Origin of the sequence: Spiroplasma apis B31 (assembly GCF_000500935.1) — a bacterium.
Lineage (GTDB): Bacteria > Bacillota_I > Bacilli_A > Mycoplasmatales > Mycoplasmataceae > Spiroplasma_A > Spiroplasma_A apis.
This window is the reverse complement of the sequence record NC_022998.1, coordinates 23,788-49,036: the sequence shown is the minus strand read 5'-3', so window position 1 is coordinate 49,036 and position 25,249 is coordinate 23,788. Positions and strand designations below refer to the sequence as shown.

Below are 25,249 nucleotides of genomic sequence, written 5' to 3'. Positions count from 1 at the left end.
TCTGTAAACATTTTTATGTTCTCCTTTTTAAATTCTTAATTCTTTTGATAATTTTTCTTTTCTTTTTAGCTTTTTGATATTTTCAGACTCGGACGCATCTCCATCTGTTTCGTGTTCACCATCTTTTGCGTTACCTCAATATGAGAGTGTAAGCATAACAAACACTATAGATTGAATGACCCCATCAAATAAATCGAAGTATAAATGAAGTCAAGGCATTAGTGCAGTAGTGAAGATGTTGAACCCTCCTCACCAATAAGTGAATTGTCTATGTCAGTCTTCTTCAACAAGCTTAGCGATATTTTCTTTTACAAAAATTGTTCCTTGTAGACCGATCATCGTACCGTATAACAAGCCCAAAATAATGCTACCACCCAGCATATTACCAAATAACCTAAATGAAATTGATACTAATGGAACAAATTGTGTTAGTAGTTCAACAGGATTTAAAAATTTTTTAAAAAAAGCAAGCTTTTGATATCTTATCCCGTAGTAATATATTCCAAAAAAGGTTACTAGTCCCATTGAGAGAGTAACTGTAAATGAACTTGTTAAAGGTTCAAACCCAAGAATTGCTAGTATGGATGATATCACAACATACATAAATATGTACATCGCATATGGTGTCAAATGTTTAAAACCTTTACCCATAACTGTTACTATCATATTTTCAACTTGAGTGATAAACGTCTCGGTTAAGACCAAAAATCCGCTCAGTTGTTGCCCATCTTTTTTGTTTCTGATTTTGACGTTATAAACAATACAAAATGTACAAATTACGATAAACGTTAAAAATATTGATATAAGTTGTGGATTTAGAAGATTTCAATTTTTTTGTAAATTTTCTTGCATCTTGCCAATATCCCCCTTTTTATGCCTTATATAGAATTATTTGCTAGTAAATTTATAAAAAAAACTAGTTAGGATAATAGATCCTAAACCAATCATTACACTGAATATATTTATGTACATTGGTAAATAAAAACTTATAAGGAATGGAACCACATATATGCCAAGTCTCAATATTGAGAAAAAAACGTAAAGATATGGATTTTGCTCATTTAGCAAAGTCTTGATCGATACTTTTATACATATAAAAGCCATAGTACCTGCGAAAACTGATAATAAGAAACCAGCGCTTCACGAATAACTAATTTTATTAAAAACCCCAAGAGTTATCAATATGGTCAATATTATTGAATAAACGGGTAATAAGGTCAAAATTAACTTTTTTCACTTAATAAAAAAATTTTTTAACATCTTTCTTACCATTCCTAAGGTTCCATCTCAAATATAATACTCCTAAAATTTACATAAGTCTATAAATTAAAAAACAGATAAAATTGTGAAAAAAAATTTTAAAGTTATTTAGTTCCAAATATTCTATCGCCAGCGTCTCCCAACCCCGGTTCGATGTAACCTTTTTCATTTAAAACAGGGTCTAGACTTGCTGTGAAAATGTCAACGTCAGGGTGATCATTTTGCAACCTTTTAACACCCTTTTCAACTGAAACAAGGCACACAAATTTGATATTTTTAGCACCTCATTCTTTAACTATTTCAATAGCTTTTGATGCACTACCACCTGTTGCCAACATTGGGTCAACAACAAGTACAAAACTATTTTCAATATCTTCAGTTTTTTTAGCAAAGTATTGCACGGGTTCTAAAGTTTCTTCGTTTCTGTATAAACCAACATGGGCGATCTTAGATGTGGGAACTAGCTTTTGAATCCCCTCCACCATACCTAAACCCGCTCTTATTATTGGAACAAGTACAACGGGAATATCAATAGTTACTCCGATAGTTTTAGTTACAGGTGTTTTTATTTCTATCTCTTTCAGAGGTATGTTTCGAAATACCTCATAGGCCATTAGTTGTCCTATTTCGTTTAGATTTTCTCTAAAATCTTTTGATGAGGTTTCTTCTCTTCTCATTCTTGTTATTTTATCCATAATTAATGGATGTTGAATAATTGTAAAAGCCATTTTTCTCCTTTAAAGTTTTTCCACTCTTTTTTGGTGTCTGCCACCTTCAAACTTAGTATTAATAAATAAATCTACAAGACTTATTGCTTTTTCTACAGTTGATATTCTTGCTCCTAGTGCTAGTATATTTGCATTGTTATGTTGCCTTGCGAGAATTGTTGTCTCTTCTTCATAACATAATGCTGCTCTTGCACCGTCAATTTTATTTGCGGCGATTGAAATACCTATTCCAGAGCCACAAATGACAATACCTAGTGAACTATCGTCATTAACAACCAAGGAAGCTACTTTTTTACCATAATCTGGATAATCAACAGCTTCGTTTGAATCGGTACCGATATTTTCAACTTGTATGTTGTTTTTTTCAAGATGATCAACTATAGCATTTTTCATTTCTACTGCTGCGTGATCATTTCCTATATATATTTTCAAACTACTTTCCCCCTGATAAAACTATACACCATTTTTTCATTTCAATTAAAAAAAACTTGTTATAAAACAAGTTTTAATATTCTGAGTCGTAAGTGTCTTTACCTCTTTGAATAATATCAGCTGATCCTGTTAATCCAGTTCCAGCAGGGATTAAGTTTCCTAACATAATGTTTTCTTTTAAACCCTCAAGTTTATCAACTTTACCCTTGATAACTGCTTTAACAAGAACACGGGCTGTATCTTGGAATGACGCACTTGATAATCAAGAATCAGACTCAAGTGGTGCTTTTTTAATTCCAAATATTACGTGTTTTGCTAATGGAGGTTTTTGTCCAGCTTCAATAGCTTTTAAAACCTCTGTTCGATAATTTCGTGAAGATATAATTTCTCCTGGAAGAAGTGGAGTATCTCCAGAATCAATTATTTTTACTTTGTTTAACATTTGTTTAACAATTATTTCTATATATTTATCAGAAATTTCAATACCTTGTAAACGGTAAACTTTTTGAACTTCTTTTAATATGTAATTTTGAACATCTTCAATTCTAGCTACCTCAAGCAATTCTTTAATATTTATTGCACCTTCGGTAAGTTTTTGTCCCCTTGTAACTTCGTCACCTTCTTTAACACGCGTAATTGCACCATATTGAGATTTATATTTTCTCTCATCTTGGTCTGAAGTAACTGTTATAGACAATATTCCATCTTCTTCTTTCGCTTCTTTAACCACACCATCTATTTGAGATATGATTGCAATTGAACCTTTTGGTGTTGTAACATCGAGTAACTCTTTAATACGTGGTAGCCCTTGGGTAATATCGGCTCCACCAGCAACACCACCAGTATGGAATGTACGCATTGTAAGTTGTGTTCCGGGTTCACCAATTGATTGAGCGGCAACTACACCAACTGGTTCACCAATTGAAACAGGATCACCAGTTGCTAAGTTGATACCGTAACACTTTTGACAAACACCTCTATTGGTATCACAAGTCAAGACAGTCCTAATGTTTACTTCCTCAACACCGGCCTTAATTATTTCGTCAGCTATGTCAATTGTTACTAAATCATTTGTTTCAACAATGATTTTACCAGTATGATCTCTAATTGTTTCGAAAATATATCTACCAACAAGTCGGTCTTTCAAAGGAACAATTATGTTATCATGTTTTGTTTCAACAATTGAATGAACATTAAATCCTTTGCTTGTACCACAGTCCTCTTCGGTTACAATGATTTCTTGTGATATGTCTACAAGTCTTCTTGTTAAATAACCAGAGTCAGCTGTTTTAAGAGCCACATCGGCCATACCTTTTCTCGCACCGTGGGTTGAAATAAAGTATTCAGAAACGGTTAGACCTTCTCTAAAAGAAGATTTAATCGGAATTTCTTTAATATCACCCTTAGGGTCATTCATAAGTCCCCTCATACCTACAAGTTGTGTGAAGTTAGAAACATTACCACGGGCACCAGAATCAGCCATCACAAAGATTGGGTTTTTTGTATCCTTTTTAAGAACATCTTCTAGTTTTGTTTGAATTTTATCTTTTACTTGTGATCATACATTTATGACACGACGTTTTTTCTCGGTCTTAGTTAACATACCAAGGTTGTAAAACTCTGTAATTTGTGCAACTTTTTCATCCGCAATTTTGAAATCTTCAAACTTTTCAGTATAAGCAACAACATCGGCTGCACTAATTGTAGTTCCAGACTTAGAAGAGTATTTGAATCCTAAGTCCTTCATATTATCTAACATTTGTGCAGTTTTTTGTGCTCCATATGCTTTAAAGTATCTTTCAATAATTAATGAGAGTTCTTTTTTCTTGATTGGTTGTTGTATTACATATTCTTCTTGAATATATTTACGTAAATCAATATCGGAAGGTAATAAGAATTTTTTAATTTCTTCTTCAGCATTCAATATATTGTTATTAACAATTCAAGGGAATTCTTCATTGAACATTTGATTGAAAATAATTTTTCCGACTGTGGTTATTAGATATTTGTCTTGGTCTTCTTGACTAAACATTTTATTTTTAAGTTCACTAACTGGTATTGCAACGATAGCATTTAGAGAGACTGTATCAGTTTCGTATGCTATATGAACTTCTTCGCAAGAAGAGAATATAGTTGCTTCTCCTTTTACTTGATTTGTTTCATTACTTTTTTCTTCAGTTGTAATGTAATAGTTTCCAAGAATCATATCTTGTGTTGGAGTTACAATTGGTTTTCCGTCTTTAGGACCCAAAATTGCCTTACTTCCAAGCATAAGAGCTCTTGCCTCAGCAACCGCTTCATCACTAATTGGTAAATGGACTGCCATTTGGTCACCATCAAAGTCGGCGTTAAATGCAGTTGTTACTAGAGGGTGTAAACGAATAGCTTTCCCTTTTACTAGTTTAGGTTCAAATGCTTGAATACCTAAACGGTGAAGAGTCGGTGCACGGTTTAACAATACTGGTCTATCTTTTATAACTTCCTCAAGTACGTCTCAAACTTTAGAATCATTTGCAGCGATCATTTTTTCCGCTACTTTTACATTCTCAGCTAACTCATTTTCTTGTAGTCTTCTTATAACAAATGGCTTGAACAATGTGATAGCCATATCACGAGGAATTCCTGCTTGATACATTTTTAAATCTGGACCAATAGCAATAACTGATCTCCCTGAGTAGTCAACACGTTTTCCTAAAAGGTTTTGACGGAAACGTCCTTGTTTACCTTTAAGAATTGATGTTAAAGATTTTAAAGCACGTTTGTCTTTTCCGGTTACAGGTCTTGGCTTACGTTCGTTATCTAATAATGCATCAACAGCTTCTTGTAGCATACGTTTTTCATTATTAACAATTATACTTGGTGCACCCATTGTTTTAACTTTTTTAAGACGTTCATTTCTGATTATTATTCTTCTGTATAAGTCGTTTATTTCAGATGTTGTAAACCTTCCTCCATCTAATTGGATTATTGGTCTAATATCTGGTGGGATTACAGGTATTACATGTAATATCATTCACTCAGGTCTTGATTGTGATTTTTGTAGTGAATCTAAAACTTCAAGACGTTTCATAAGTTTATTTTGTTCGGTTGAACCTTTACGTTCTTTTAAATCTTCTTTAATCTTAGCTATTTCTTTAGAAAGATCTATATTACTTAGAAGTTCTTCAATTGCACTTGCTCCAATACCAAACTTAGCTTGAATATTTCTTGAAATGAATGAAGCTGCCTCATCCATTGAGAATGGTGTTTGCGGAGATTTAAGTTGTTGTATTAAGATTTCCGCTCTTTTTCATTGTAATGATTCTGGTTCAAGGTTTACCTTGATGTCTTCCAATGTTTTCAAGAGCTTCTCTCTAGTTTTTAAACTTGCTTTTGCATTACCAAGATCTAGTACTTGTCCTCTTTTTAGGTGACGTGAGTTACCAGGATCAAGAACAATATGACTTACAAAGTATACTACTTCTTCAACTTCTTTTGTTTTTAAATCTAAAATTGAAGCGATTCTTGAAGGAGCTACTTTAAGCATTCATATATGTGTAACTGGTTCTTCTAATTCGATATGTCCCATTCGTTCACGTCTTACTATTGACTCAGTAATTTCAACTCCACAACGTTCACAAACTTTTCCCTTATTTTTAACTTTTTTATATTTACCGCAACTACATTCGTAGTTTTTAGTTGGTCCAAAGATTCTTTCATCAAATAGACCTTCTTTTTCGGTTTTCAGTGTCTTATAATTTATTGTTTCTGGTTTTGTTACTTCACCACGTGATCAAGATCTAATCACATCAGGAGAAGCAAGCTCTATTTTTATCATTCTTTTATTTGGGTTTCCCATTTTATCCTTCTCCTTATTAATCTATGTTTGATAAATCAAAATCTTCGTCGATTTCCGCTTCATCTAAGCTTAACTCTTCGTCATCTAAAAATAATTCATCTTCTTCTGAAGCTTCAGAGAATTCCTCAACATCATCTGCATCGAAGGCTTCTACTTGTTTTGGTAAGTGAAGATTGTCGTATTCAGTTTCAATCTCTGACTCATCGTAAGCGTTAATTTGTACTTTGTTTCCCTCTTCGTCTATCATATGCATATCGAATCCAAGTCCCATAATCTCTTTTGTAAGAACATTGAAAGATTCTGGGATACTTGGTTTAGGGATTGGTTTAGATCTAACAATAGATTCATAAGTTTTTATACGTCCTTTGATGTCATCTGATTTGATAGTTAGAATTTCACGCAATGTGTAAGCAGCTCCATAAGCTTCAAGAGCTCAAACTTCCATTTCTCCAAATCTTTGTCCCCCATTTTGTGCTTTTCCACCTAATGGTTGTTGAGTAATCAATGAGTAAGGACCAATGTTTCTTGTGTGTAACTTATCATCAACCATGTGTGAAAGTTTTAACATATACATAACACCAACAGATATTGGTTTGTCAAATGCTTCACCTGTTCTACCATCGATAAGTTTAACTTTACCATAGTTTTCCATTCCGGCTTCTTCCATGATTTCAATTAACTCATTTTCTTTGACACCCTCAAAAACAGGAGTACTTACTTTTATTCCTAATTTCTTAGCTGCCATTCCTAAATGTATTTCTAAAACTTGTCCTATATTCATACGTGATGGAACCCCCTGTGGATTTAACATAATGTCAACAGGTACTCCGTTTTCTGTATGTGGCATATCTTCAATTGGTAAAATTTTTGAAATAACACCCTTATTACCGTGTCTTCCAGCCATTTTATCTCCCTCTTGAATTTTACGTTTTTGAACTACGTATACTTTGATAATCTCTAAAATATCTGCGGGTAGATCATGACCATCTGCTCTACTAAATCTTTTAATAGATTTGATGATACCTTCTCCACCATTAGGAACTCTTAAAGAATTATCTTTTACATTTCTTGATTTTTCACCAAATATTGCATGTAATAATTTGTCTTCAGGTGATAATTGAGTTTGAGATTTTGGTGTAACTTTTCCTACAAGGATATCACCCACCTTTACCTCTGAACCAATAGCAGCTATACCTTCTTCATCTAAGTGTTTTTTGCTAGCTTCACTTATATTTTGAATCTCTCTAGTAATTTCTTCTGGTCCTTGTTTAGTTTGTCTTCTTTCGATAGTGTATTCATCAATATGTATTGAAGTGAATCGATCATCGATTACAACTCTTTCTGAAAGGATTACAGCATCTTCATAGTTATACCCATTTCAAGTGGTAAACGCTACGACTAAGTTTTGACCTAATGCTAATTCTCCGTTTTCCATTGAAGGACCATCAGCTAATATATCTCTTTCTTTAATTTTATCTCCCACTTTAACAATCGGGATGTGAGTAATAGCTGTACCATTATTCGATCTATTGAAGTCGTTTAGAACATAGTTTCTTACTCCACTACTTTCTTCAACAGTTATTTTTCTTGAGTCGACATATTTTACTATACCATCAGCTTTGGCAACAACTGCATCACCAGAGTCACGGGCAGCTTCGTGTTCAACACCTGTACCAACTATTGGTGATTCAGGATTGATAAGGGGAACTGCTTGACGTTGCATGTTCGCACCCATAAGTGCCCTGTTGGCATCATCGTTTTCTAAAAATGGTATACAAGATGTTGCAATTGAGACAATTTGTTTTGGAGAAACATCGACATAATCAACATCCATAGGTGGTACCATTATGTCATCTCCTCTATAACGAGCTATCACACTGTCGTCTAGGATTTTACCATTTGCGTCTATTTGGATGTTTGCCTGCGCAACAACATAATCTCTTTCTTTATCAGCGGTTAGATATTCATATTCGTTGATAAGAACCTTACCGTTTTCTACTTTTCTATATGGTGTTTCGATAAATCCATATTTATTAATACGTGCATAAGTAGACAAGTTGTTTATCAACCCGATATTTGGTCCCTCTGGAGTTTCGATAGGACAAATTCTCCCGTAATGTGAAGGGTGAACGTCACGCACTTCAAGTGCAGCTCTATCTCTACTCAAACCTCCTGGTCCAAGAGCAGTTAAACGACGTTTGTTTGTAAGTTCTGCTAGTGGGTTTGTTTGATCCATGAACTGAGATAATTGTGATAAGTTGAAAAACTCACCAATTATTGCAGTAAGTGGTTTATTATTTATGATACTTGATGGTTTCATTTTAAAAGGATTAGAAGTTGCTAATTTTTCCTTAACATTCTTTTCGATACGCATCATTCCAATTCTGAATTGATTTTGAAGTAGTTCTCCAACTGTACGTACACGTCTATTTCCTAGGTGGTCAATATCATCGACTTCACCAATATCATCCATTAAGTTTATTGCATATGAAATAGTAGCAATAATATCAGTTACATTTATAAATTCATCATTAGAAGTATTTGTTATCCCTATTATTGTTGTAACTTCATCTCTTAAATCATTATCTTTATAAACCTTAACTCTTTGAATTTCATTTGAAGATTTAATTAATTCGTTAAATGAGACCCTGTGCACCATAGCACCATTATCAAGAACTCGTTCAACTTCTTTGTACATATCTTTTGTTATCTCTGTGTTTTTTTCAAAAATCACTTTTCCAGAAACATCAACAAGATCTTCAGCTAACACTCTTCCAACAAGTCTGTTTTTTACAGCTAATTTTTGTTGTAACTTAAACCTTCCAGCTTTTGTCAAGTCATATTTTCTTTTATCAAATAGAAGACCGTAAAGATATTTACTTGCTCCATCAGCTGTTGCTGTTTCACCTTGTCGGATTTTTTTATATATTTCTTGAACTTGATTTTCTCAATCAATATTTATGTCACCAACTAGTGAGTCTTGCTCGTAACTTGTTGTTATAACTGGGTCGTTGTCGAACAATTCAAGTATAGTTTCTTTATCCATCTTGAAAGATGTTAATAAGCTTGTCGCTGTTGTTTTTCTAGACTTGTCAATTTTTACGTAAAATACATTTGCAACTTTGTTGTCTAATAATTTTTTTGAGTCGACTTCAAATTCTAATCATGTTCCTCTTGAAGGAATTATATCCGCATAGTAGATAGTCTCTCCATTTTTTCTGTTTAATTCAGTTTTAAAATAACTCCCCGGAGATCTAACTAGTTGAGAAACCACAACTTTTTCACTTCCGTTTATTATGAATGTTCCTCTATCAGTCATAAGAGGGAACTCTCCAAAGAATACTTCTCCTGTTTTGTAGATGTCAATATTTGCTAAATATAAGTCATCTTTCTCTTCAATTATTTCTATTTGAATAGAATCTTTGTCACCGGTTTTAGATTTGAACTCAAAAAAGTACAGCTTATCTTGGCTGTTTTTAAATTCTACCCCCGATGATTCTATTTTTTCTTGCAGTCAGCCTTTTAAAAAGGTCTGCATGTCACCTGAAATATCCTCTTTGAATATTTCAACATTTTCTTGATGGATTGTTAGTGAAAGATCTGCATAAATCGGTGCCTCGAAGATTTTTGATTCTTCTTTTGCCTTAACAATAGATAATCTTGGTTCTCTAAAACTTCAATTACTTAATGTTAGGATTATATCACCATCAGCAGATACAACTGGAAATACCTCGTCGAAAACCTCTTTTATTCCTTCATCTAAAAATCATTTAAATGTCTTAGTTTGTAACTCTATAAGGTCCGGCAGTGCAAGATCACCAGATACCTTTGTATAGTCACGTCGTTGAACTAATGCATTTACATTTTTTACTTTATAACTCATCAAATAGCCTCCATTCGAGTAAAACATACGCAAACAAATTCTATATGAATTAGACAATTAAATCAATAGTATTTGCAATTAATTTTCATTTTTTCTGAATTAGTAGGTCTTTATCAATTTGTTTTATTTAAAAGCTCTGGTATTAACTTCAAGAGTTCTTCGTGTGTCTTATCCCATCATTTTACCATTTGCAAGGCAGTTATTTCGGAAGTACTGAATCTTTTCTTGATCTGTTTGGCAGGATTTCCAGCGACTATCGAATATGGTTCCACATCTTTTGTGACAACTGACATAGCACCAATTATTGCACCATTACCAATAGTAATACCGGGCATGATTGTTGCACCAAGACCTATCCATACATCGTGACCAACAATAGTGTCACCTTTTTCTTTTGGGGTTTTTAAACTTAACCCTTTCTTGAAACTATCGAACATTTCAAACGGAAAGCTTGAGAATGAATCCATTCTATGATTGCCCCCGTTCATAATGAACTTAACATCATGGGCAATCGCACAATATTTACCAATAACTAACTTGTCACCATAAATATCTGGAAAATGATAAAGTATATTTTTATTTTGAAAGTCTCTCGCTCCCATTTCTCCATCAAGAGAGTAGTAATAAGTATAGTCACCAATTTCAATATTCTTATTAGTAATATATTCATTTAAAATAAATATTTTTTTAGAACGCGGCATAAATTATCTCCTTAAATATATTTTAAATAAAAAAAAATAACCCTTTTGGGATTATTTAAATCGTATGAAATTATTTCAACTCAACTGATGCCCCAGCATCCATTAGTTGTTTTTTCATTTCTTCTGCTTCTTCAACTTTAACGTTTTCTTTAATAGTTACAGGTAGAGTTCCGTCTACTAATTTTTTTGCATCCATTAAACCTAAACCAGTTAATTCTTTAACTATTTTAATAACAGAAACTTTGTTTCCACCTGGATTAGTTAACATAACATTAACTTCAGTTGGTGCTGCAGAAGCTCCTGCGGCTGCTGGTGCTGCAACTGCGGCTGCTGCAACAACTCCGAAGTGATCTTCTATTGCTTTAACTAAATCATTTAATTCAGTAAGTTTCATTTCTTCTAATGCTTTTATAATATCATCTTTTGTAATTGCCATTTTATGTGTCTCCTTTTTTCTTTAAAAATCGCTATTTGTACGCTTAATTCTATTTTGTTATTCTGATTTTGTGTTTGCTATTTCTTTTACAGTCAACATGAATTGACGTAATGGGTAAATAAGAGATGAAGCGAACATTGAGTATAATTCGTCTTTTGATGGAAGAGAAGCAATTTCAGTGATCGCTGCTGTATCAAGAACAGTACCCTCATAGATACCAGCTTTAAGTTCTAAATCTGGATTAGTCTTTGCAAAATTTGCTACAAGTTTTGCTGGATATAAAGCTTCTTCATCAGAAAATATATAAACATTTTGTTGAACTAAATAAGGATCTAGACCTGTTATTTTTAATTCTTCCATAGCTCTTTTTACTAGAGAATCTTTGTAAACTTTAACAAATATACCTTGTTCACGAGCTTGATTTCTTAAATCAGTCATTTGTGCAACAGACAGGTTTTTGTAATCAGCTATAGCTAAACCTTTACAATTTTTAATTCTGTCACAAAGCTCTTTAACAATTTCGTTTTTTTTGGCATGTGCCGGTCTTGCAAGTTTCATATACATAACCTCCTTTTCATTATTTTAGTAATCAGAATAAAACCTCGAAACGTAGTTCCGAGGTAAATTAAAAATACAATAACTCACACTTAAAGTGCTTAAATATGTAATTTCATTCCTCGGTAACAAATTAAGGGATTCCCAGTTACTTTCTTTGGTACGAATAGCATTTTTATATTACCACAAAAAAATCATTACCTTTCATATATTTTAAATATATTAGTTAAACTCTAAAATCGATTTGGTTCATACCAACTTTATGGTGTGTATGAATCAAGGAACACAACCATAGAAAAAAGGATTCGCATCACAAATAGGTATATTTAGTGTTATTAAATTTTGTACAAAAAAATAAAAACCCGTACGTTTGAGTACAGGTTTAAAATTTTAATTTTCGATAAGAACTTTTATTCCAGGACCCATTGTAGTAGATAATGAAATATTTCTAATGTATGTTCCCTTAACAGCTGCTGGCTTAGCTTTCTTGATTGTATCAAAAATTGCTTGGTAATTTTGTAGTAATTTGTCTTCATTAAATGAAACTTTACCGATTATCGAATGTATGTTTCCTTCTTTGTCGGTTCTATACTCAACTTTACCTTTTTTAATTTCTTCCAATGCTTTTTTTACATCGGTAGTAACAGTTCCGGTTTTAGGGTTTGGCATAAGACCTTTTGGTCCTAATACTTTACCTATTTTACCTAGTTCAGCCATCATTTCTGGAGTAGCTACAATAACATCGTATTCGAATCAACTTTCTTTTTGAATTTTTTGTATTAATTCTTCTGCTCCAACGAAGTCTGCGCCAGCTTCTTGCGCTTCTTTTACTTTTGTTTTTGTTAAAACTAAAACTTTTTGTGTTTTTCCGGTACCGCCAGGTAATACTAATGCACCTCTAATTTGTTGGTCAGCATGTCTTGGATCGACATTTAGGTTGAAAGCAATTTCAACAGTCGAGTCAAATTTAGTTATTGAAGTTTCTTTTGCTAACTTAATTGCTTCAGTGATAGTGTAAAGCTTTGTTTTGTCTACCTTATCGTTAGCTACTTTAAATTTTTTGCTTAATTTTCTCATAACTATTTAGCTTCCTTTTCAGGCATACCAGTTACTTTGATACCCATATTTTTTGCTGATCCTTCAATAATTTTCATTGCTGCCTCAATTGTGTGAGCATTCAAGTCTGGCATTTTGTACTCTGCTATCTTTTTAATATCGTCAGCTGTTAAAGTTGCAACAACTTCTTTACCAGGTGTTTTTGAACCCTTTTGTATTCCTGCTGCTTTTTTTAACATAAACGCTGCTGGGGTAGTTTTTAAAACAAAGTCAAAAGACTTGTCGTCATATGCAGTTATAACTACAGGGACTACCTCCCCAGCTCTTTCTTTAGTGGCTTCATTAAATTGTTGTGTGAATTGGGGCATGTTGATTCCAAGTGATGCTAATTCAGCTCCTGGTTTTGCTTGCATTGCCATAAATTCCAATTTTGCTATACGTGTGATTTTTTTTGCCACGAACAACACCTCCGTTTTCGCTGTGGTCATATCGCATAAACACATACTGGTCTATACTTCCACAATTAAAATCTGCCATAAATAATATTATCACAAATTATTCTAAAATCGTTATTGTTTTAATAATAATTGGATCTATAGGAACATCATCATGATAACTCTTTGACATAGTTTTAACTTTTTCGATACCCTTGACAATGTCCATACTTTTTTCATCAGAGACTTTTCCAAAAGAAGCATACTGACCATCTAGAAATTTAGCATCTCCTGTAACGATAAAAAATTGGCTAGAAGCACTGTCTAATATACTAGTTCTTGCCATAGAAACAACACCAGGTTCATGAGAAAGAGTTGTAGTATTTTTATTTCAGCCGTTTACCGAGAACTCACCTTTAATAGTATTAGGCGCTTCTTTTTCAACCATATTTTGGTCTAATCCACCACCTTGAATCATAAAACCATTTATAACTCTGTGGAATATCAAATTTTCATAAAAGTTACTTTTTACAAGTTTTAAAAAATTTTCTACAGTTATTGGGGCTAAGTCAGGATATAAATCAAGATTTATACATTTGCCATCAATTAATTGTAATTGAACTTTGATTGTTTTCATTATAATCTCCTTTATATAACAAAACTTTGGTGACCCAAAGTTTTATTTTAATATTTATAAGCCAACTCCAAGCTGTTGAACTCAAATTCTGTTGGTGTAATTCTTCCGAATAATTCAATATTAACAACTGCGACACCTTTTTCAAAATCCATTTCGACAACTTGTCCTTCGGTATTTGCAAAAGGTCCGTCTTTGACTTTGACCACTTCTTTGATTTTAAAATCAGCTTCAAATAAGATCTTTTCTTTTTTAGACTGATTTGGTTGGCCTTTTGAATGAGTTTTTTTAGTCTTTTCTTCGACTTGAACATCTAGCATTCTAGAAACTTCTTCACTAGTTAATGGAAGCGGTTTTGCACCTTTACCTGATGAACCTATAAAACCAGTGACACCAGGTGTGTTACGAACAATAAATCAAGTTTCATCTGTCATCAACATATTAATAAAGATGTATCCTGGAAATTTGTTTTTTTCGACTACTTTATTATTTTTCCCATTAACTGGTCCTTTTGCTATTCTAATATTAAAAATTCTATCTTCTAAACTAGATGTTTCTACTTTTTGAAGTAAATCTCCACGTACTCTTTCTTCGTGACCACTATTGCAGTTAATAACAAATCATTGACCTTTGTAAGACTCTAGTTCTTCTTCTAAATTTATCAAAGTGCTTTCCACTCTTATTACCTCCTATATGATCTTTGTTATTACAAATAATCATTGTAAACCATAATCAACTGCGTAGAAAAATATACCAAATATTAAAAGGAATATGATAACCCACAAAAACTTAGATCCGAGATTATTTCTATCTGATCATTTAATTTTGTTGATCTCCTTCAACATTTTAATTGGTGCTTCTTTTAGTGCTAGTTTATAATTTATTTTTTCTTTGTGTTTTTTAATTTTTGTTTCTTTAGCTTTTTTTAGTTTTTCTTCTTGTGTTAGTCCACTATCACTATCCAACTGCTTGTAAAGTTCCTTCATTTGCTCGTTTTTAAGAGCTTTTTCTCGTTTTTTGGCTTCTTTTAAAGCATTTTTTTGCTCAATTTTTACAAGTTTAGCTTTTGCTTTATCTTCATTTTTTTTCTGCTTATTACTCATATTATCGAGTCTCCTTGTGGGTAGTGTGGGCATTACAAGTTTTACAAAACTTTTTTATTACAAGTCTTTCTTTTTGAGATAATGAGCTTTTTTGGATCGTATAGTTTCTTTCTAAGCATTCACTACATACTAGAATGACTTTCTTAATGTTTTTTGGCATATGAAACAGCTCTTTTCTTACCAAATAATTATATATTACTTGAGCCATTTATCAAACTAATTAAATACTTTTTTAACTTGATTCTATATCTTTCTAAATCCCGTCTTTTGATTGATAAAATTTCACATATTTTGTATTTAGATTCTCCCATACACAAATAAATTAATGCTTTTTTGTGTGTTTCATCTTCTATACTTTCAATGTATTCATTTATCATTTCAATTATTTCTCTTGTTATTTTAGAGCTTTGATATTGTGAGAAAGAAAATATTTCTAGGTCGTATTCAACACCATCTAAATAATCTTCTGAATAAAAACTCCTTCTTTTAATGTGGTTTTTTTCGCTTTTTCTTCGTGCTTGTCGCACATAATCTAATAACCGCAATTTAACTATAAACATTGTGTATGTTGTTAACTTGATTCCTTTATATGTTACATACTTTGACCGCACTTCTTTTAAGGCAAAATATGTTGCAGTTATTAAATCTTCGGGTTCTAAAAATATATCTTTGTTTAAAAATGCGCATTTGCTAATATTTTGATTAATGACTCATGCTAACCATTTTGCCTGATCTTCAGGCAACTCTGGAAAATAATCTACAATTAAGGTAAAAATAACTTCTTTAATTTTAATTTTGTTTACTTCTTTCGTACAAAATTATACCTGCCGCAACAGATACATTTAAGGAATTAATTTTATTACTAGTTGGAATTTTAAAACAGAAATCAGAATGAGATGCATTTTTTTTAAGCACACCCTCACCTTCACTTCCTAAAACTATAGCAGTCTTTTTATCAAATTTTAATTCATTGATACTAATTGACTCTTCGGTTAAAAGAGAACAATAGATTCAGTAACCCTTCTCTTTTAAAACATTTATTACATTACTAATATTTGAGACTTTAACTATTGGGGTACAATAAATTGCTCCTGCAGAAGCTTTAACTACTGTTGGTGTAACATCCACTTGATTGTGATCTAAAATTATAATTCCGGTCACATCAAAAAGGGATGAGGTTCTAATGATTGCTCCAAAGTTGTTTGGGTCTTGTATTCGATCTAAAATAAGAATTGTTTGTTGAGTGTTTGAATAATCTATTATGTCATCTAATTTTGAGTATTGAAACTGTTTTACCTCTGCAATTATCCCTTGGTGGGTAACTTTTTCTTGTATAAATTTTGAAAAAGTTTCTTTCTCGCACGAGGTTCATTTAATGTTGTACTTCTTTATTATTGAGTAAGCTTCTTGACTAAATGCATAACCCTTCAATATATAGATTTCTTTAATTTGATTATGAAAGTTTATTATTACATTCTCAACCACATTTTTACCGTAGATTAAATTTTTTTTATTAGATGATTTTTTCATGTTTTAACTCTTCTCTTAACTTATCCGCCACTTCAAAATCTTTTTTTAATAAAGCCCCTTGCCATTCTCTAATCTTTTTCACATTTTCGCTATTAAGGTTTTTGATATCAAACCTGAATCCTAGGGTGTTGATTATAAGAACTAATTTTTCATACGTTTTGTCCACTTCTTTAAAAGCTAATTGTTTATTGATGTTTTTCACCATTTCATTAATTAAAGAAATAATCATTGGTGTATTTAAGTCATTATTAATATAGCTTCTAAATCTTGAAACGTAGTTATACGAATTGAAATCATCGTCAATTGGCGTTTTATTATTTGTCTTTATATAATCACAGGCAATTGATCAATTCATCTTCCTTAATAAGTTTTCAATTTTCGAAACCCACTCAGAAGATTGTTTTAATGTCTCTTGATTAATGTTTATAGGTTGTTTGTAATTACTGTTTAAGAATATATATCTTAACTCATTGGCTCCATAATCTCTTATGAAATCCTTAACTAATATTGTATTTTTCAAAGATTTTGACATTTTAATGTTATCAATTGATAGGTGACCGTTATGCAGTCACACATTTGATAGTTCACAAGATTTCTTTGCGATATATTGAATTCTTTCGTTTTCATGATGTGGGAACTTTAAATCAATACCGCCAACATGTATATCTATAGTATTACTAAAGAAGCCATCTATAAGTGCCACACACTCTGTGTGCCATCCAGGTCTTCCTAGACTTCACTTCGATAACCATTTTTTTCCTTTAGTTGTTTTTTTTCAAAGTACGAAATCTTGTGGATTGATCTTGTTTTTATTTTCTTCAATTCTGTTTCCAACTTCTAATTCCTCAATGCTTTGTTTAGACAAATTACCATATTTTTGTTCAAGTGATTTTACATTGAAATAGACGTCTCCATCAACTTCATATGCATGACCACTTTTTATGAGCATATCAATAAAATCTACAATCTCGTTAATCTTCTCAGAGATTGATATGATTTTTTCCGGCTTTTTAACATTAAGATTTTTCATATCTTCTAAAAAAGACTCTGTATATTTTTTAGCGTAATCTTCTTCAGGAATGCCTTCTACCTCGGCTTGGTTAATTATTTTATCGTCAATATCAGTAATATTTAATAAATATTTATGTTTGATGTTTTTGTAATCTAAGTATCTGATAATTATGTCTGTTAAAATTAAAGGTCTTGCATTACCTATGTGTATATAACTGTAAACTGTTGGACCACAAGTATAAATACAATATTTTGGAACATCAATTTCCTTAACTTCGGATGACAAAGAATCATATAACTTCATATTTTGAATCTCCCGCTATCTATCGGTTTTTATGAGTGGTGATACAGCTTTATATGTAAAATATAAAACCGCTGAGTTGAATATTATTTTTAGAGGTGCCTGAACAAGGCGACTCATAAGCATCAAGACATAACCACTTTCGTAGCCTACTCCGTTTTCTTTTCCGGTGTTTAAACCAAGAAACTCGTAATCACCCCACGCGGATATAACGGCCGTTACCAAATATTCCGCTGCCGAAGCAAATAACACAATTGGAAGTAGTGTGTTTAATACTTTATTATGACCTTTAGCCATGAAAACTATTGTGAATGTTCAGACTAAAAATATACAAGTCATAACAGAACCTATGAAAACTCATTTAAAAACTTCTTTACTCATTGTAAAACCGAAAAATTCAATCCCGCTTTCTAAGTTGGCAAAATCAATTAGATATGCCATCAAAAGAGCGAAACCAATTAAAAATATATTCACTAACGCTAGTGTTACTCAATTGTTACCTTTACCAACCCTTAAGAAACTAGCACCTATACCAGCTATATAACCATAACAAATTATAACTATTATGTAAGCAGGGTGTACAAACGAAGGTACAAATATCATAACAAGAGCCTCGGTAATTAAACCCACAATTACTCCAACAATAGGACCAAAAATGAATCCTGTGATTTTAACCATTACACCTTCAAATGCAATTCTTACAGGGGGAAATACAGTAATAGGAACCGTTAAAGATATAACGACAGTCACACTAACACTGACAGCAGTGAACATTGTTATATAGGCAATATTTTTGGTAGTAAACCTTATCCCGTGATATCTTTCCTTTAAAACTAGATAAGATAACGAGTTATAGACTATATAAGCTAAAATAAAAAGACCTATGAGACCAGAAGCGGCATAAGCCAAATTATTTCCTTTCAAAAGGATTTCGGCAAACTTTTGCATGATAATTAATTCCCCTTACTTTTCCCAATTTATTGGATTTTTTCCCAAACAACTAAGAATATTGTTGATCTTTGAAAATGGTTTGCTGCCCTCAAATCCCTTTTTATAACTAAAAGGCGAAGGGTGAGCTGAAAAGATCACAAGTTTATTTAAGTATTCTAGATTATTATATAAGTTTTTTGCGTGATTTCCTCATAAACAATAAATAATATTTTTATTTTGTTTATTTAGTTGATTCAAAATTTTAATTATAAGTTCTTCTCAACCTAGGTTTTTGTGAGAACCTGGTTTTCCTTTTTCAACGGTTAAGCAAGTATTTAACAAGAGGACCCCTTGCTTAACCCAACTAGAGAGATCATTATTTAAAGTGTGATCTATATCTAAATCATTTTTTAATTCTTTAAATATGTTCTTTAAACTCGGAGGAGCGTTTATATTGTTGGCACAACTAAATGCAATTCCATTAGCTACTCCAGGTTTATGATAAGGATCTTGACCTAATATTACAACCTGAACTTCGGGGACGTCTACCAACTCAAACACACGAAAAATCTCTTCGTAAGTGGGGTATACATTATTAAGATTCTTAATTTTTAAAAGGGTTTTGTTGATACCTTCAAAAATATTATTCTTTTCGAATAAAATTTTTCATCCGTTCTTGACGTTTTGCATATTTAGATTACTTTAGCACTTTGCTAAGTCTCTTTCTATTATTTGCATCTTTTTTCTTTGCTTTTTTTAAAAGCTTTTTATCTTTTTTTGTTAAAACTATGTTCTCTAACTCCTCAGAGTCAGCATCCTTCCTTGGTGTAGAAAATATAGTGTCATCCTCATCAATCGGACCTAAATCAATTATACTGTCATCCCTTTTCGGAAGGAATGGGTTACTGATATAGTGATTATTGATTGGGAGAATCACAGATTTATTTAAAGCACTTGTTTGTGTGTTTTCAAGCTCGGCTCTTTCTAAATCTATAGTTTCTATCGGTACTAGCGATTCATTATTCTTACTAATTTTATCACTTACTTTTGGATTTTTTTCCATTTTTTCAAATATTTTTGTTTTGTTTAGCTGTTTTTTTTCTTTATACAATGCAGCTTCACCCAAACTATCATCATCTGTATTGTTTAAAATAGGTAAGTTGGTTTGGATAATCGCTCCTTCCAGATCATTTTCTAATAAATTTTGATCTAGCGAGATTGTGGCATCATTAAATAAAGACACGTTTTTCTTGTCTTTATTATTCTCAACAATAAACTCAAAGTCTCCAGTTTTTAATTCGTCAGTTTCCATGATATCAAAGCCCATGTTATAAGTTTTCTTATCATAAGTCACTCCCGAGCTTTGATCTTGGTTATTTGCTATTTCCTTAGTTTCTTTATTTGAGTTCACAAAAGATTCTTTACTATCTTCAAATAGTTGATTGTCTTTTATTTCCCATTCTATGTTCTCCGTATTTTTCAAGTTCGGTCTCTCACCACGGTAAAATTGTTCATTATCTTTTAATTCATTCTTATCTCAATGTTGAGCTTCGTGAATATCCTTTGGAGATAGTTCCTTACCGACATCAGTATTTGGGTTACCCCTCACTAAACTGTTATTTTCTGGTACTTTATAATTTTTATTAGATAATTCTTGAGGAATGATTTCTCCGCCGCTATGTTTTTTGGGTCGATATTCTTGGTTGTAATTACTATAATTTCTGTTTGTATCCCTTAATTCGCTTTCCAAGCCAATTTGGTGGTTATGTGAGTTTTGGTAATTATCTCCTTTTGACCTCATACTTTGGCAGTTCTCACAACTTTCATGATACTGTCAATCAACATTGTCTTGTTTACGATTAGTTACATTTTCAATATTGTAACTCTCTTTTTGCACATATTTATGTTCAACTTCAGGCTGGTGTGCTTGGTCTCTAAATGAGCTTTGATGGTCTCTAAATGCACTATTGAACTGTCTAGTTTGGTTAGGGTTATACTGATTATTTTGGGGAAAAGAGTTGGGTTGATACTCATCGAAGACTTTCGCATTGTGGTTTTCATTGTGATAATTATAGTGTGAAGTATTTGTTTTTATAATATCATTGGGATTATTCAAAGGATAATGATCGATAGGTGTGCGTTGTCTATTTACATCATAACTTCCATAATTAAAAAGACTCTCAGCATTTACGCTAAAAGGTGGCTGATTTGTAATTCTGGGATATTCATTGATAATATTGGAACTATTTTGAAACCCTTGGGGATTTAAAACTGGATTTATCGGTTGAAAATTGGTGGGTAAATGACTTGATGGATTCATTAAAAGGGATTGCAAAAATTTGTGAGCTTCTATTTCACTCACAAAAGTCGCCACTACCCTATTAAAACTTGCGTCAATAACTTGATAGTTTCCATAGTTAAGAATTATGTAGAAGCCCAAATTATTCCACTCCAATCTTAAGAAATTATCCAGCTTTTTAGTTAATTACTTATGCATCTCTATATTTTTTTTATTGTTATTTTTGGTAACTTACCAACACTCTTAAATATATCTTTAAGCGAAGAATTACTTAGAGCTTTTTCGTCAGTAAATTGATAACCGGCAGGTTGGTACCAATATAGATAAGTGTCAAATCTCTTATCTCCATCCTTTTTTTCTTTGATCTTTTGTCCTTTAAGATCAAATCTTAACACAACATTTTCGAAATTATCGTATGTAATTTCGAACTCCCTAGGTGTTTTGGTATCCTTTATATCATCAAATTTCAAGACAACTTGTCCTAAATTACCCATCCCATGTATAAAGGTTGAAGTGCTTTGAATCAACTCATTATTCTTATCAAAAAAAAGCTTTCACCCTTCCTCATTTAAATTATTTGCTTTTACTGGAGTATTCTCTTCTTCACCTTCGTTTTGATTTGACTTAACTATTTCCTTTGTATTAAATTCTTTTTTTAAAACTTCATTAAAATTCCCCATAATTAGAGTATTTTCTCGTTCGTCAAACTCTTTTTTAATGTTTGTTAATGATGATTGTTCTTTTTTTTCAGCTTCTTCTCCGGTTGTTTCGCTCTCTGGTTTTGCAAAATCTTTAAAATACTCTTTTAAAGATGTTCCTTGCCCTTTGATTTTATAACCGTTTTCATCTGTTGCCAAGTATTGTTTTTTGGCTTTACCAGACTCTACTTCCGTTACTACTTCAAAGGTTTTTATATTTTCTGGATTATATTTTGTTACATCCCCATTGTATTTGATTGAAGAGAAATTTGTGTTTCGCTTAGCAGAATATGAGTCTTCAAAGTTTTTTAAATCTTCAGAAACAGTGCTATTTTCTTCGTGTTGATTTTTCAAATAACTTTCAAGAGATAAACCAAGACCATTTGTTCCCAATGTTTCTTGCTGTTTTTTTAGTTTTTCTTTATTTTGATATTTTGTCTCAGTGAAAGTTATCGCTTCTAAAAGTTGAATAGACATTGCGCCTAGTTTTCCCTTACTGGTCGAATTGTCGAACTGACTCAACTTATAACCATCTTTAGTTTCTATTGATAAAGTTTCTGTGGGTACACCACATGAAACGATAGTAGCAATAGGGGCTGAAGATACTGTGAGTACACTGAATATAGATAATAATTTTTTCATTCTCTTACCTCAAATCTCTATATATAATTTTACAATAAAACATTTAGGTTTTACATTTTTTTAAATGTTACCTACGACAATTTAGAAAAACAAATACACTTTGCTATTAAGTTGTCCTATATTTTTTAACTGCTAAAATAAACTAACTTCGATATATAAAAAAAATAACCGGAGTTATTTTTTACACGCTTTTTCACTATTATGTCGAAGATTGATCGATAAACTTACCGAATGAACGAAGAAAGTTAACTTTAACAACACCCGTTGCACCGTTTCTGTGCTTAGATATAATAACATCAGTTTCGTCGGTTGGATTATCAGCTTCAATACTATATTCTTTTATTTTGTAGTATGCTTCTCTAAATAAAAACATGATTATATCTGCATCTTGTTCAATCGCACCAGAATCCCTTAAATCTGACATTAAAGGTGTTTTCTCTTCTCTTTTTTCTACACTTCTTGATAACTGAGATAAGCAAATGATAGGGATGTTTAATTCTCTGGCGATTTTTTTTAATTGCCTTGAGATTGCTGCTACTTCGTTTTGCCTACTATCAAATTTGTTGCCTATTGATGATATTAACTGCAAATAGTCAATAAAACATATTTGAACATTAAAATCTCTCTTCATTTTTCTCAACTTAGATTGTAATTGTAATACATTTAACCCCGGAGAGTCATCGATGATTATATTCATCTTTTGAAGTTCATCTGCACCACTTGTTATTCTTTTTCATTTTTCTTTTGTTAACCCTTGTGCATTTCTCAAAGCGGTTGCATCTACTCCAGATACAGAGGATAACATACGTTGAACTAACTGTTCTTTGGGCATTTCAAGTGAGAAAAAAGCAACACCTTTTTTTCTTTCAGCAGCATTGACAGTTAAATTCAAAGCAAACGCAGTTTTACCCATTGATGGTCTAGCTGCTAAAATAATTAAATCTCCATTTTGTCAACCGTTAGTCAGTTGATCTAAATAAGCAAACCCAGAAGGTATTCCTGTTATTTGGCCACCATTTGTTTCTAGGTCTGCTATTTTTTTTACAACTTCTACGACAGTTTTTTTAACTTCCGTAGCATCATCTTTTTTTATCTCTGTTTTTATGTTTAATATTTTTTGTTGAGCAACTAAAAAGACCTCCTCAACAGGTGCTTTACTTTCCCTAAGTTGTCGAATATTATTTATAGTTCTATCTAATTGTCTACCTATAGAATTTTTAAACACTATTTCTATATAATTTTCTACACCCTCATCTGTATAAAAATAACCGGACACTTCCGATATATAATCAATACCCCCGACTTTTTCGAGTTGTTTTTTATCTTGCAAATAATCTGCCACCTTTGTGATTGTCGGAAGTTGACTACTTGAACTAATAGAGTTTATGGCTTCAAACATAAAAGAGTGTGCTTCTGTGGAGAAATCATCGGCATTCAATTGAGTCAATATTTCAAAACTAGCTTTAGGCGAATGCATTGCTACAGCGAGCACAACTTTTTCTGAATCTAAAAGAATAGACTCTTGGTTAACATCTATTAAATTATCCATTTTTATTTCCTTCTATAAGAACCTTAAGAGTTGTAGTTATTTGATGATCTAATTTTATTTTTAAATAAAATAGTCCTAGTTTATTTAGGTTTTCATGTTTTTCAAATTTTCTTTTGTCAATTAGTATTCCGTGCTCTTTGTTCAAACGGTCAACAATTTGGGTTAAAGATACCGACCCAAATACCTTACCGTCCTGAGTCTTTAATTTGAAGCCTAACTCCAAGTTATTAATCTTTTCAGCTTCTTTTTGGATGACTTCTTTTTCTTTTTTTAATATTTCACTTTCTTTTTTTAACTTAACATTTAAGTGACTAACACCATCTTTGCTAGCTACAATAGCTAGTTTCTTGGGTATTAGATAATTAACTGCAAAACCATCTGAGACATTAACAATCTCGTCCTTCTTGCCATAATTCTTAACATCTTTTAAAAGTATAACTTTCATATTTATCACCCTTGTAATTATAACAAATTTAGGGGGTTTTTATGTCCGACCAAAATAAAAACCCTTTCGAGAAGGGTTAGTAACTATTGGCTAACGAATGGTAGTAGACCCATTATTCTGGCTCTTTTTATTGCAGTTGCCAACATTCTTTGATGTTTTGGTGATGTACCAGTAATTCTTTTTGGTAATATTTGTCCATTGCCTGAAATAAACTTTTTAAGTAAATCCACATCTTTATAATCGATATAATCGATACCATTTTTAGCAAAGAAGTTTACTTTTTTTCTTCTAACAAATTTTTTCATAATCTATTCTCCTATTAATCTTCTCATAATATTGAGTCGTCAGCGTTTGATATTTTGCTATCCTCAATCAAATCAAAATCCATATTTGTTGATGTCTTATTTGAGTCTGTTTGTTGTTGAGTGTTCGCGAATGTTCCTTGGGTTGAAACACCAGTATTAGATTGTCTATCTAGAAATTGTATCCTGTTTACTCTAACTGTTATGCTAGTTGAATACTGTCCATTATTGTTATCTTGTCTAACGTTGATAGAACCTTCTACTGAGATTTGTGCTCCTTTACGAACATACTTTACTAAGTTTTCGGCTGATTTTTCTCATACAAAACAAGGTACAAATTGAGTATACTGGGTACCATTTGAGTATTCATTTACAGCAAGTGTAAATGAAGAATATACTTTACCGTTGGATGCAGTTTTTAACTCTGGATCCTTAGTTATTCTCCCGATTAAGTTAACTGAATTCATAATACCTCCTTATAA

The 25,249-nt window shown here is 32.0% G+C and carries 26 protein-coding genes and 1 other annotated feature; all 26 genes read right to left on the bottom strand.

Translation table 4 applies throughout. The annotated features are described in order from the left end of the window. Positions 1 to 27 precede the first annotated feature (27 nt). Complete coding sequence (locus SAPIS_RS00225) at positions 28 to 852, bottom strand: F0F1 ATP synthase subunit A (protein ID WP_023788829.1); 825 nt, start codon at positions 850 to 852, stop codon at positions 28 to 30. Between the two features lie 36 nt (positions 853 to 888). Next, entirely contained in the window at positions 889 to 1,260 is a 372-nt protein-coding gene (locus SAPIS_RS05585) for an MG406 family protein (protein WP_023788828.1), read from the bottom strand. A gap of 104 nt (positions 1,261 to 1,364) precedes the next feature. After that, entirely contained in the window at positions 1,365 to 1,988 is a 624-nt protein-coding gene (gene upp, locus SAPIS_RS00220; protein WP_023788827.1) for a uracil phosphoribosyltransferase, read from the bottom strand. Positions 1,989 to 1,997: 9 nt separating this feature from the next. Then, the gene (gene rpiB / locus SAPIS_RS00215; RefSeq protein WP_023788826.1) at positions 1,998 to 2,420 is read right to left on the bottom strand and encodes a ribose 5-phosphate isomerase B; all 423 of its coding nucleotides are present in this window, start codon (positions 2,418 to 2,420) and stop codon (positions 1,998 to 2,000) included. Positions 2,421 to 2,493: 73 nt separating this feature from the next. Next, the gene (gene rpoC, locus SAPIS_RS00210) at positions 2,494 to 6,258 is read right to left on the bottom strand and encodes a DNA-directed RNA polymerase subunit beta' (protein ID WP_023788825.1); all 3,765 of its coding nucleotides are present in this window, start codon (positions 6,256 to 6,258) and stop codon (positions 2,494 to 2,496) included. A 16-nt stretch (positions 6,259 to 6,274) separates the two neighbouring features. Then, entirely contained in the window at positions 6,275 to 10,141 is a 3,867-nt protein-coding gene (rpoB, locus tag SAPIS_RS00205) for a DNA-directed RNA polymerase subunit beta (RefSeq protein WP_023788824.1), read from the bottom strand. A 110-nt stretch (positions 10,142 to 10,251) separates the two neighbouring features. After that, positions 10,252 to 10,842: a CatB-related O-acetyltransferase gene (locus SAPIS_RS00200; protein ID WP_023788823.1), complete on the bottom strand. Its 591-nt coding sequence runs from the start codon at positions 10,840 to 10,842 to the stop codon at positions 10,252 to 10,254. A gap of 70 nt (positions 10,843 to 10,912) precedes the next feature. Beyond that, positions 10,913 to 11,278 carry a 50S ribosomal protein L7/L12 gene (rplL, locus tag SAPIS_RS00195; RefSeq protein ID WP_023788822.1) on the bottom strand — a complete coding sequence of 122 codons (366 nt, stop codon included), beginning with the start codon at positions 11,276 to 11,278 and terminating at the stop codon, positions 10,913 to 10,915. A gap of 57 nt (positions 11,279 to 11,335) precedes the next feature. After that, entirely contained in the window at positions 11,336 to 11,836 is a 501-nt protein-coding gene (gene rplJ, locus SAPIS_RS00190) for a 50S ribosomal protein L10 (RefSeq protein WP_023788821.1), read from the bottom strand. Between the two features lie 27 nt (positions 11,837 to 11,863). Further along, positions 11,864 to 12,012 (bottom strand) — a sequence feature (ribosomal protein L10 leader region). A gap of 211 nt (positions 12,013 to 12,223) precedes the next feature. Then, positions 12,224 to 12,910, bottom strand: a complete 687-nt coding sequence (gene rplA, locus SAPIS_RS00185) for a 50S ribosomal protein L1 (protein ID WP_023788820.1) — start codon at positions 12,908 to 12,910, stop codon at positions 12,224 to 12,226. 2 nt (positions 12,911 to 12,912) lie between these two features. Beyond that, positions 12,913 to 13,347, bottom strand: coding sequence for a 50S ribosomal protein L11 (rplK, locus tag SAPIS_RS00180; RefSeq protein WP_023788819.1), 435 nt, complete (start codon positions 13,345 to 13,347; stop codon positions 12,913 to 12,915). Between the two features lie 97 nt (positions 13,348 to 13,444). Next, the gene (locus SAPIS_RS00175) at positions 13,445 to 13,960 is read right to left on the bottom strand and encodes a peptidylprolyl isomerase (protein WP_023788818.1); all 516 of its coding nucleotides are present in this window, start codon (positions 13,958 to 13,960) and stop codon (positions 13,445 to 13,447) included. A 47-nt stretch (positions 13,961 to 14,007) separates the two neighbouring features. Beyond that, entirely contained in the window at positions 14,008 to 14,634 is a 627-nt protein-coding gene (gene nusG, locus SAPIS_RS00170; protein WP_023788817.1) for a transcription termination/antitermination protein NusG, read from the bottom strand. A gap of 12 nt (positions 14,635 to 14,646) precedes the next feature. Next, positions 14,647 to 15,060, bottom strand: a complete 414-nt coding sequence (gene secE / locus SAPIS_RS00165) for a preprotein translocase subunit SecE (protein ID WP_023788816.1) — start codon at positions 15,058 to 15,060, stop codon at positions 14,647 to 14,649. Between the two features lies 1 nt (position 15,061). Next, positions 15,062 to 15,220, bottom strand: a complete 159-nt coding sequence (gene rpmG / locus SAPIS_RS05255; protein WP_023788815.1) for a 50S ribosomal protein L33 — start codon at positions 15,218 to 15,220, stop codon at positions 15,062 to 15,064. A gap of 28 nt (positions 15,221 to 15,248) precedes the next feature. Further along, the gene (locus SAPIS_RS00160) at positions 15,249 to 15,803 is read right to left on the bottom strand and encodes a hypothetical protein (RefSeq protein WP_023788814.1); all 555 of its coding nucleotides are present in this window, start codon (positions 15,801 to 15,803) and stop codon (positions 15,249 to 15,251) included. 46 nt (positions 15,804 to 15,849) lie between these two features. Continuing rightward, the gene (gene rlmB, locus SAPIS_RS00155; protein WP_023788813.1) at positions 15,850 to 16,590 is read right to left on the bottom strand and encodes a 23S rRNA (guanosine(2251)-2'-O)-methyltransferase RlmB; all 741 of its coding nucleotides are present in this window, start codon (positions 16,588 to 16,590) and stop codon (positions 15,850 to 15,852) included. Further along, positions 16,574 to 17,905, bottom strand: a complete 1,332-nt coding sequence (gene cysS, locus SAPIS_RS00150; protein WP_023788812.1) for a cysteine--tRNA ligase — start codon at positions 17,903 to 17,905, stop codon at positions 16,574 to 16,576. Before cysS ends, rlmB begins: the two co-directional genes overlap by 17 nt. A 15-nt stretch (positions 17,906 to 17,920) precedes the next feature. Then, the gene (locus tag SAPIS_RS00145; protein ID WP_023788811.1) at positions 17,921 to 18,850 is read right to left on the bottom strand and encodes an ECF transporter S component; all 930 of its coding nucleotides are present in this window, start codon (positions 18,848 to 18,850) and stop codon (positions 17,921 to 17,923) included. Positions 18,851 to 18,865: 15 nt separating this feature from the next. Further along, positions 18,866 to 19,522, bottom strand: a complete 657-nt coding sequence (locus SAPIS_RS00140) for a uracil-DNA glycosylase (protein WP_023788810.1) — start codon at positions 19,520 to 19,522, stop codon at positions 18,866 to 18,868. A 7-nt stretch (positions 19,523 to 19,529) separates the two neighbouring features. Then, on the bottom strand, positions 19,530 to 21,272 hold the full coding sequence (locus SAPIS_RS00135; RefSeq protein WP_023788809.1) for a hypothetical protein: 1,743 nt from the start codon (positions 21,270 to 21,272) through the stop codon (positions 19,530 to 19,532). A gap of 59 nt (positions 21,273 to 21,331) precedes the next feature. Continuing rightward, entirely contained in the window at positions 21,332 to 22,471 is a 1,140-nt protein-coding gene (locus tag SAPIS_RS00130) for a hypothetical protein (RefSeq protein WP_023788808.1), read from the bottom strand. A gap of 199 nt (positions 22,472 to 22,670) precedes the next feature. Beyond that, complete coding sequence (gene dnaB / locus SAPIS_RS00125; protein ID WP_023788807.1) at positions 22,671 to 24,020, bottom strand: replicative DNA helicase; 1,350 nt, start codon at positions 24,018 to 24,020, stop codon at positions 22,671 to 22,673. Next, positions 24,013 to 24,465 (bottom strand): 50S ribosomal protein L9, encoded by a 453-nt coding sequence (gene rplI, locus SAPIS_RS00120; protein WP_023788806.1) that lies wholly within the window; start codon positions 24,463 to 24,465, stop codon positions 24,013 to 24,015. The genes dnaB and rplI overlap by 8 nt, the downstream gene beginning before the upstream one ends. 83 nt (positions 24,466 to 24,548) lie before the next feature. After that, positions 24,549 to 24,770, bottom strand: a complete 222-nt coding sequence (gene rpsR, locus SAPIS_RS00115) for a 30S ribosomal protein S18 (RefSeq protein ID WP_023788805.1) — start codon at positions 24,768 to 24,770, stop codon at positions 24,549 to 24,551. 14 nt (positions 24,771 to 24,784) lie between these two features. Continuing rightward, positions 24,785 to 25,234, bottom strand: coding sequence for a single-stranded DNA-binding protein (locus SAPIS_RS00110; RefSeq protein WP_023788804.1), 450 nt, complete (start codon positions 25,232 to 25,234; stop codon positions 24,785 to 24,787). Between the last annotated feature and the right edge of the window lie 15 nt (positions 25,235 to 25,249).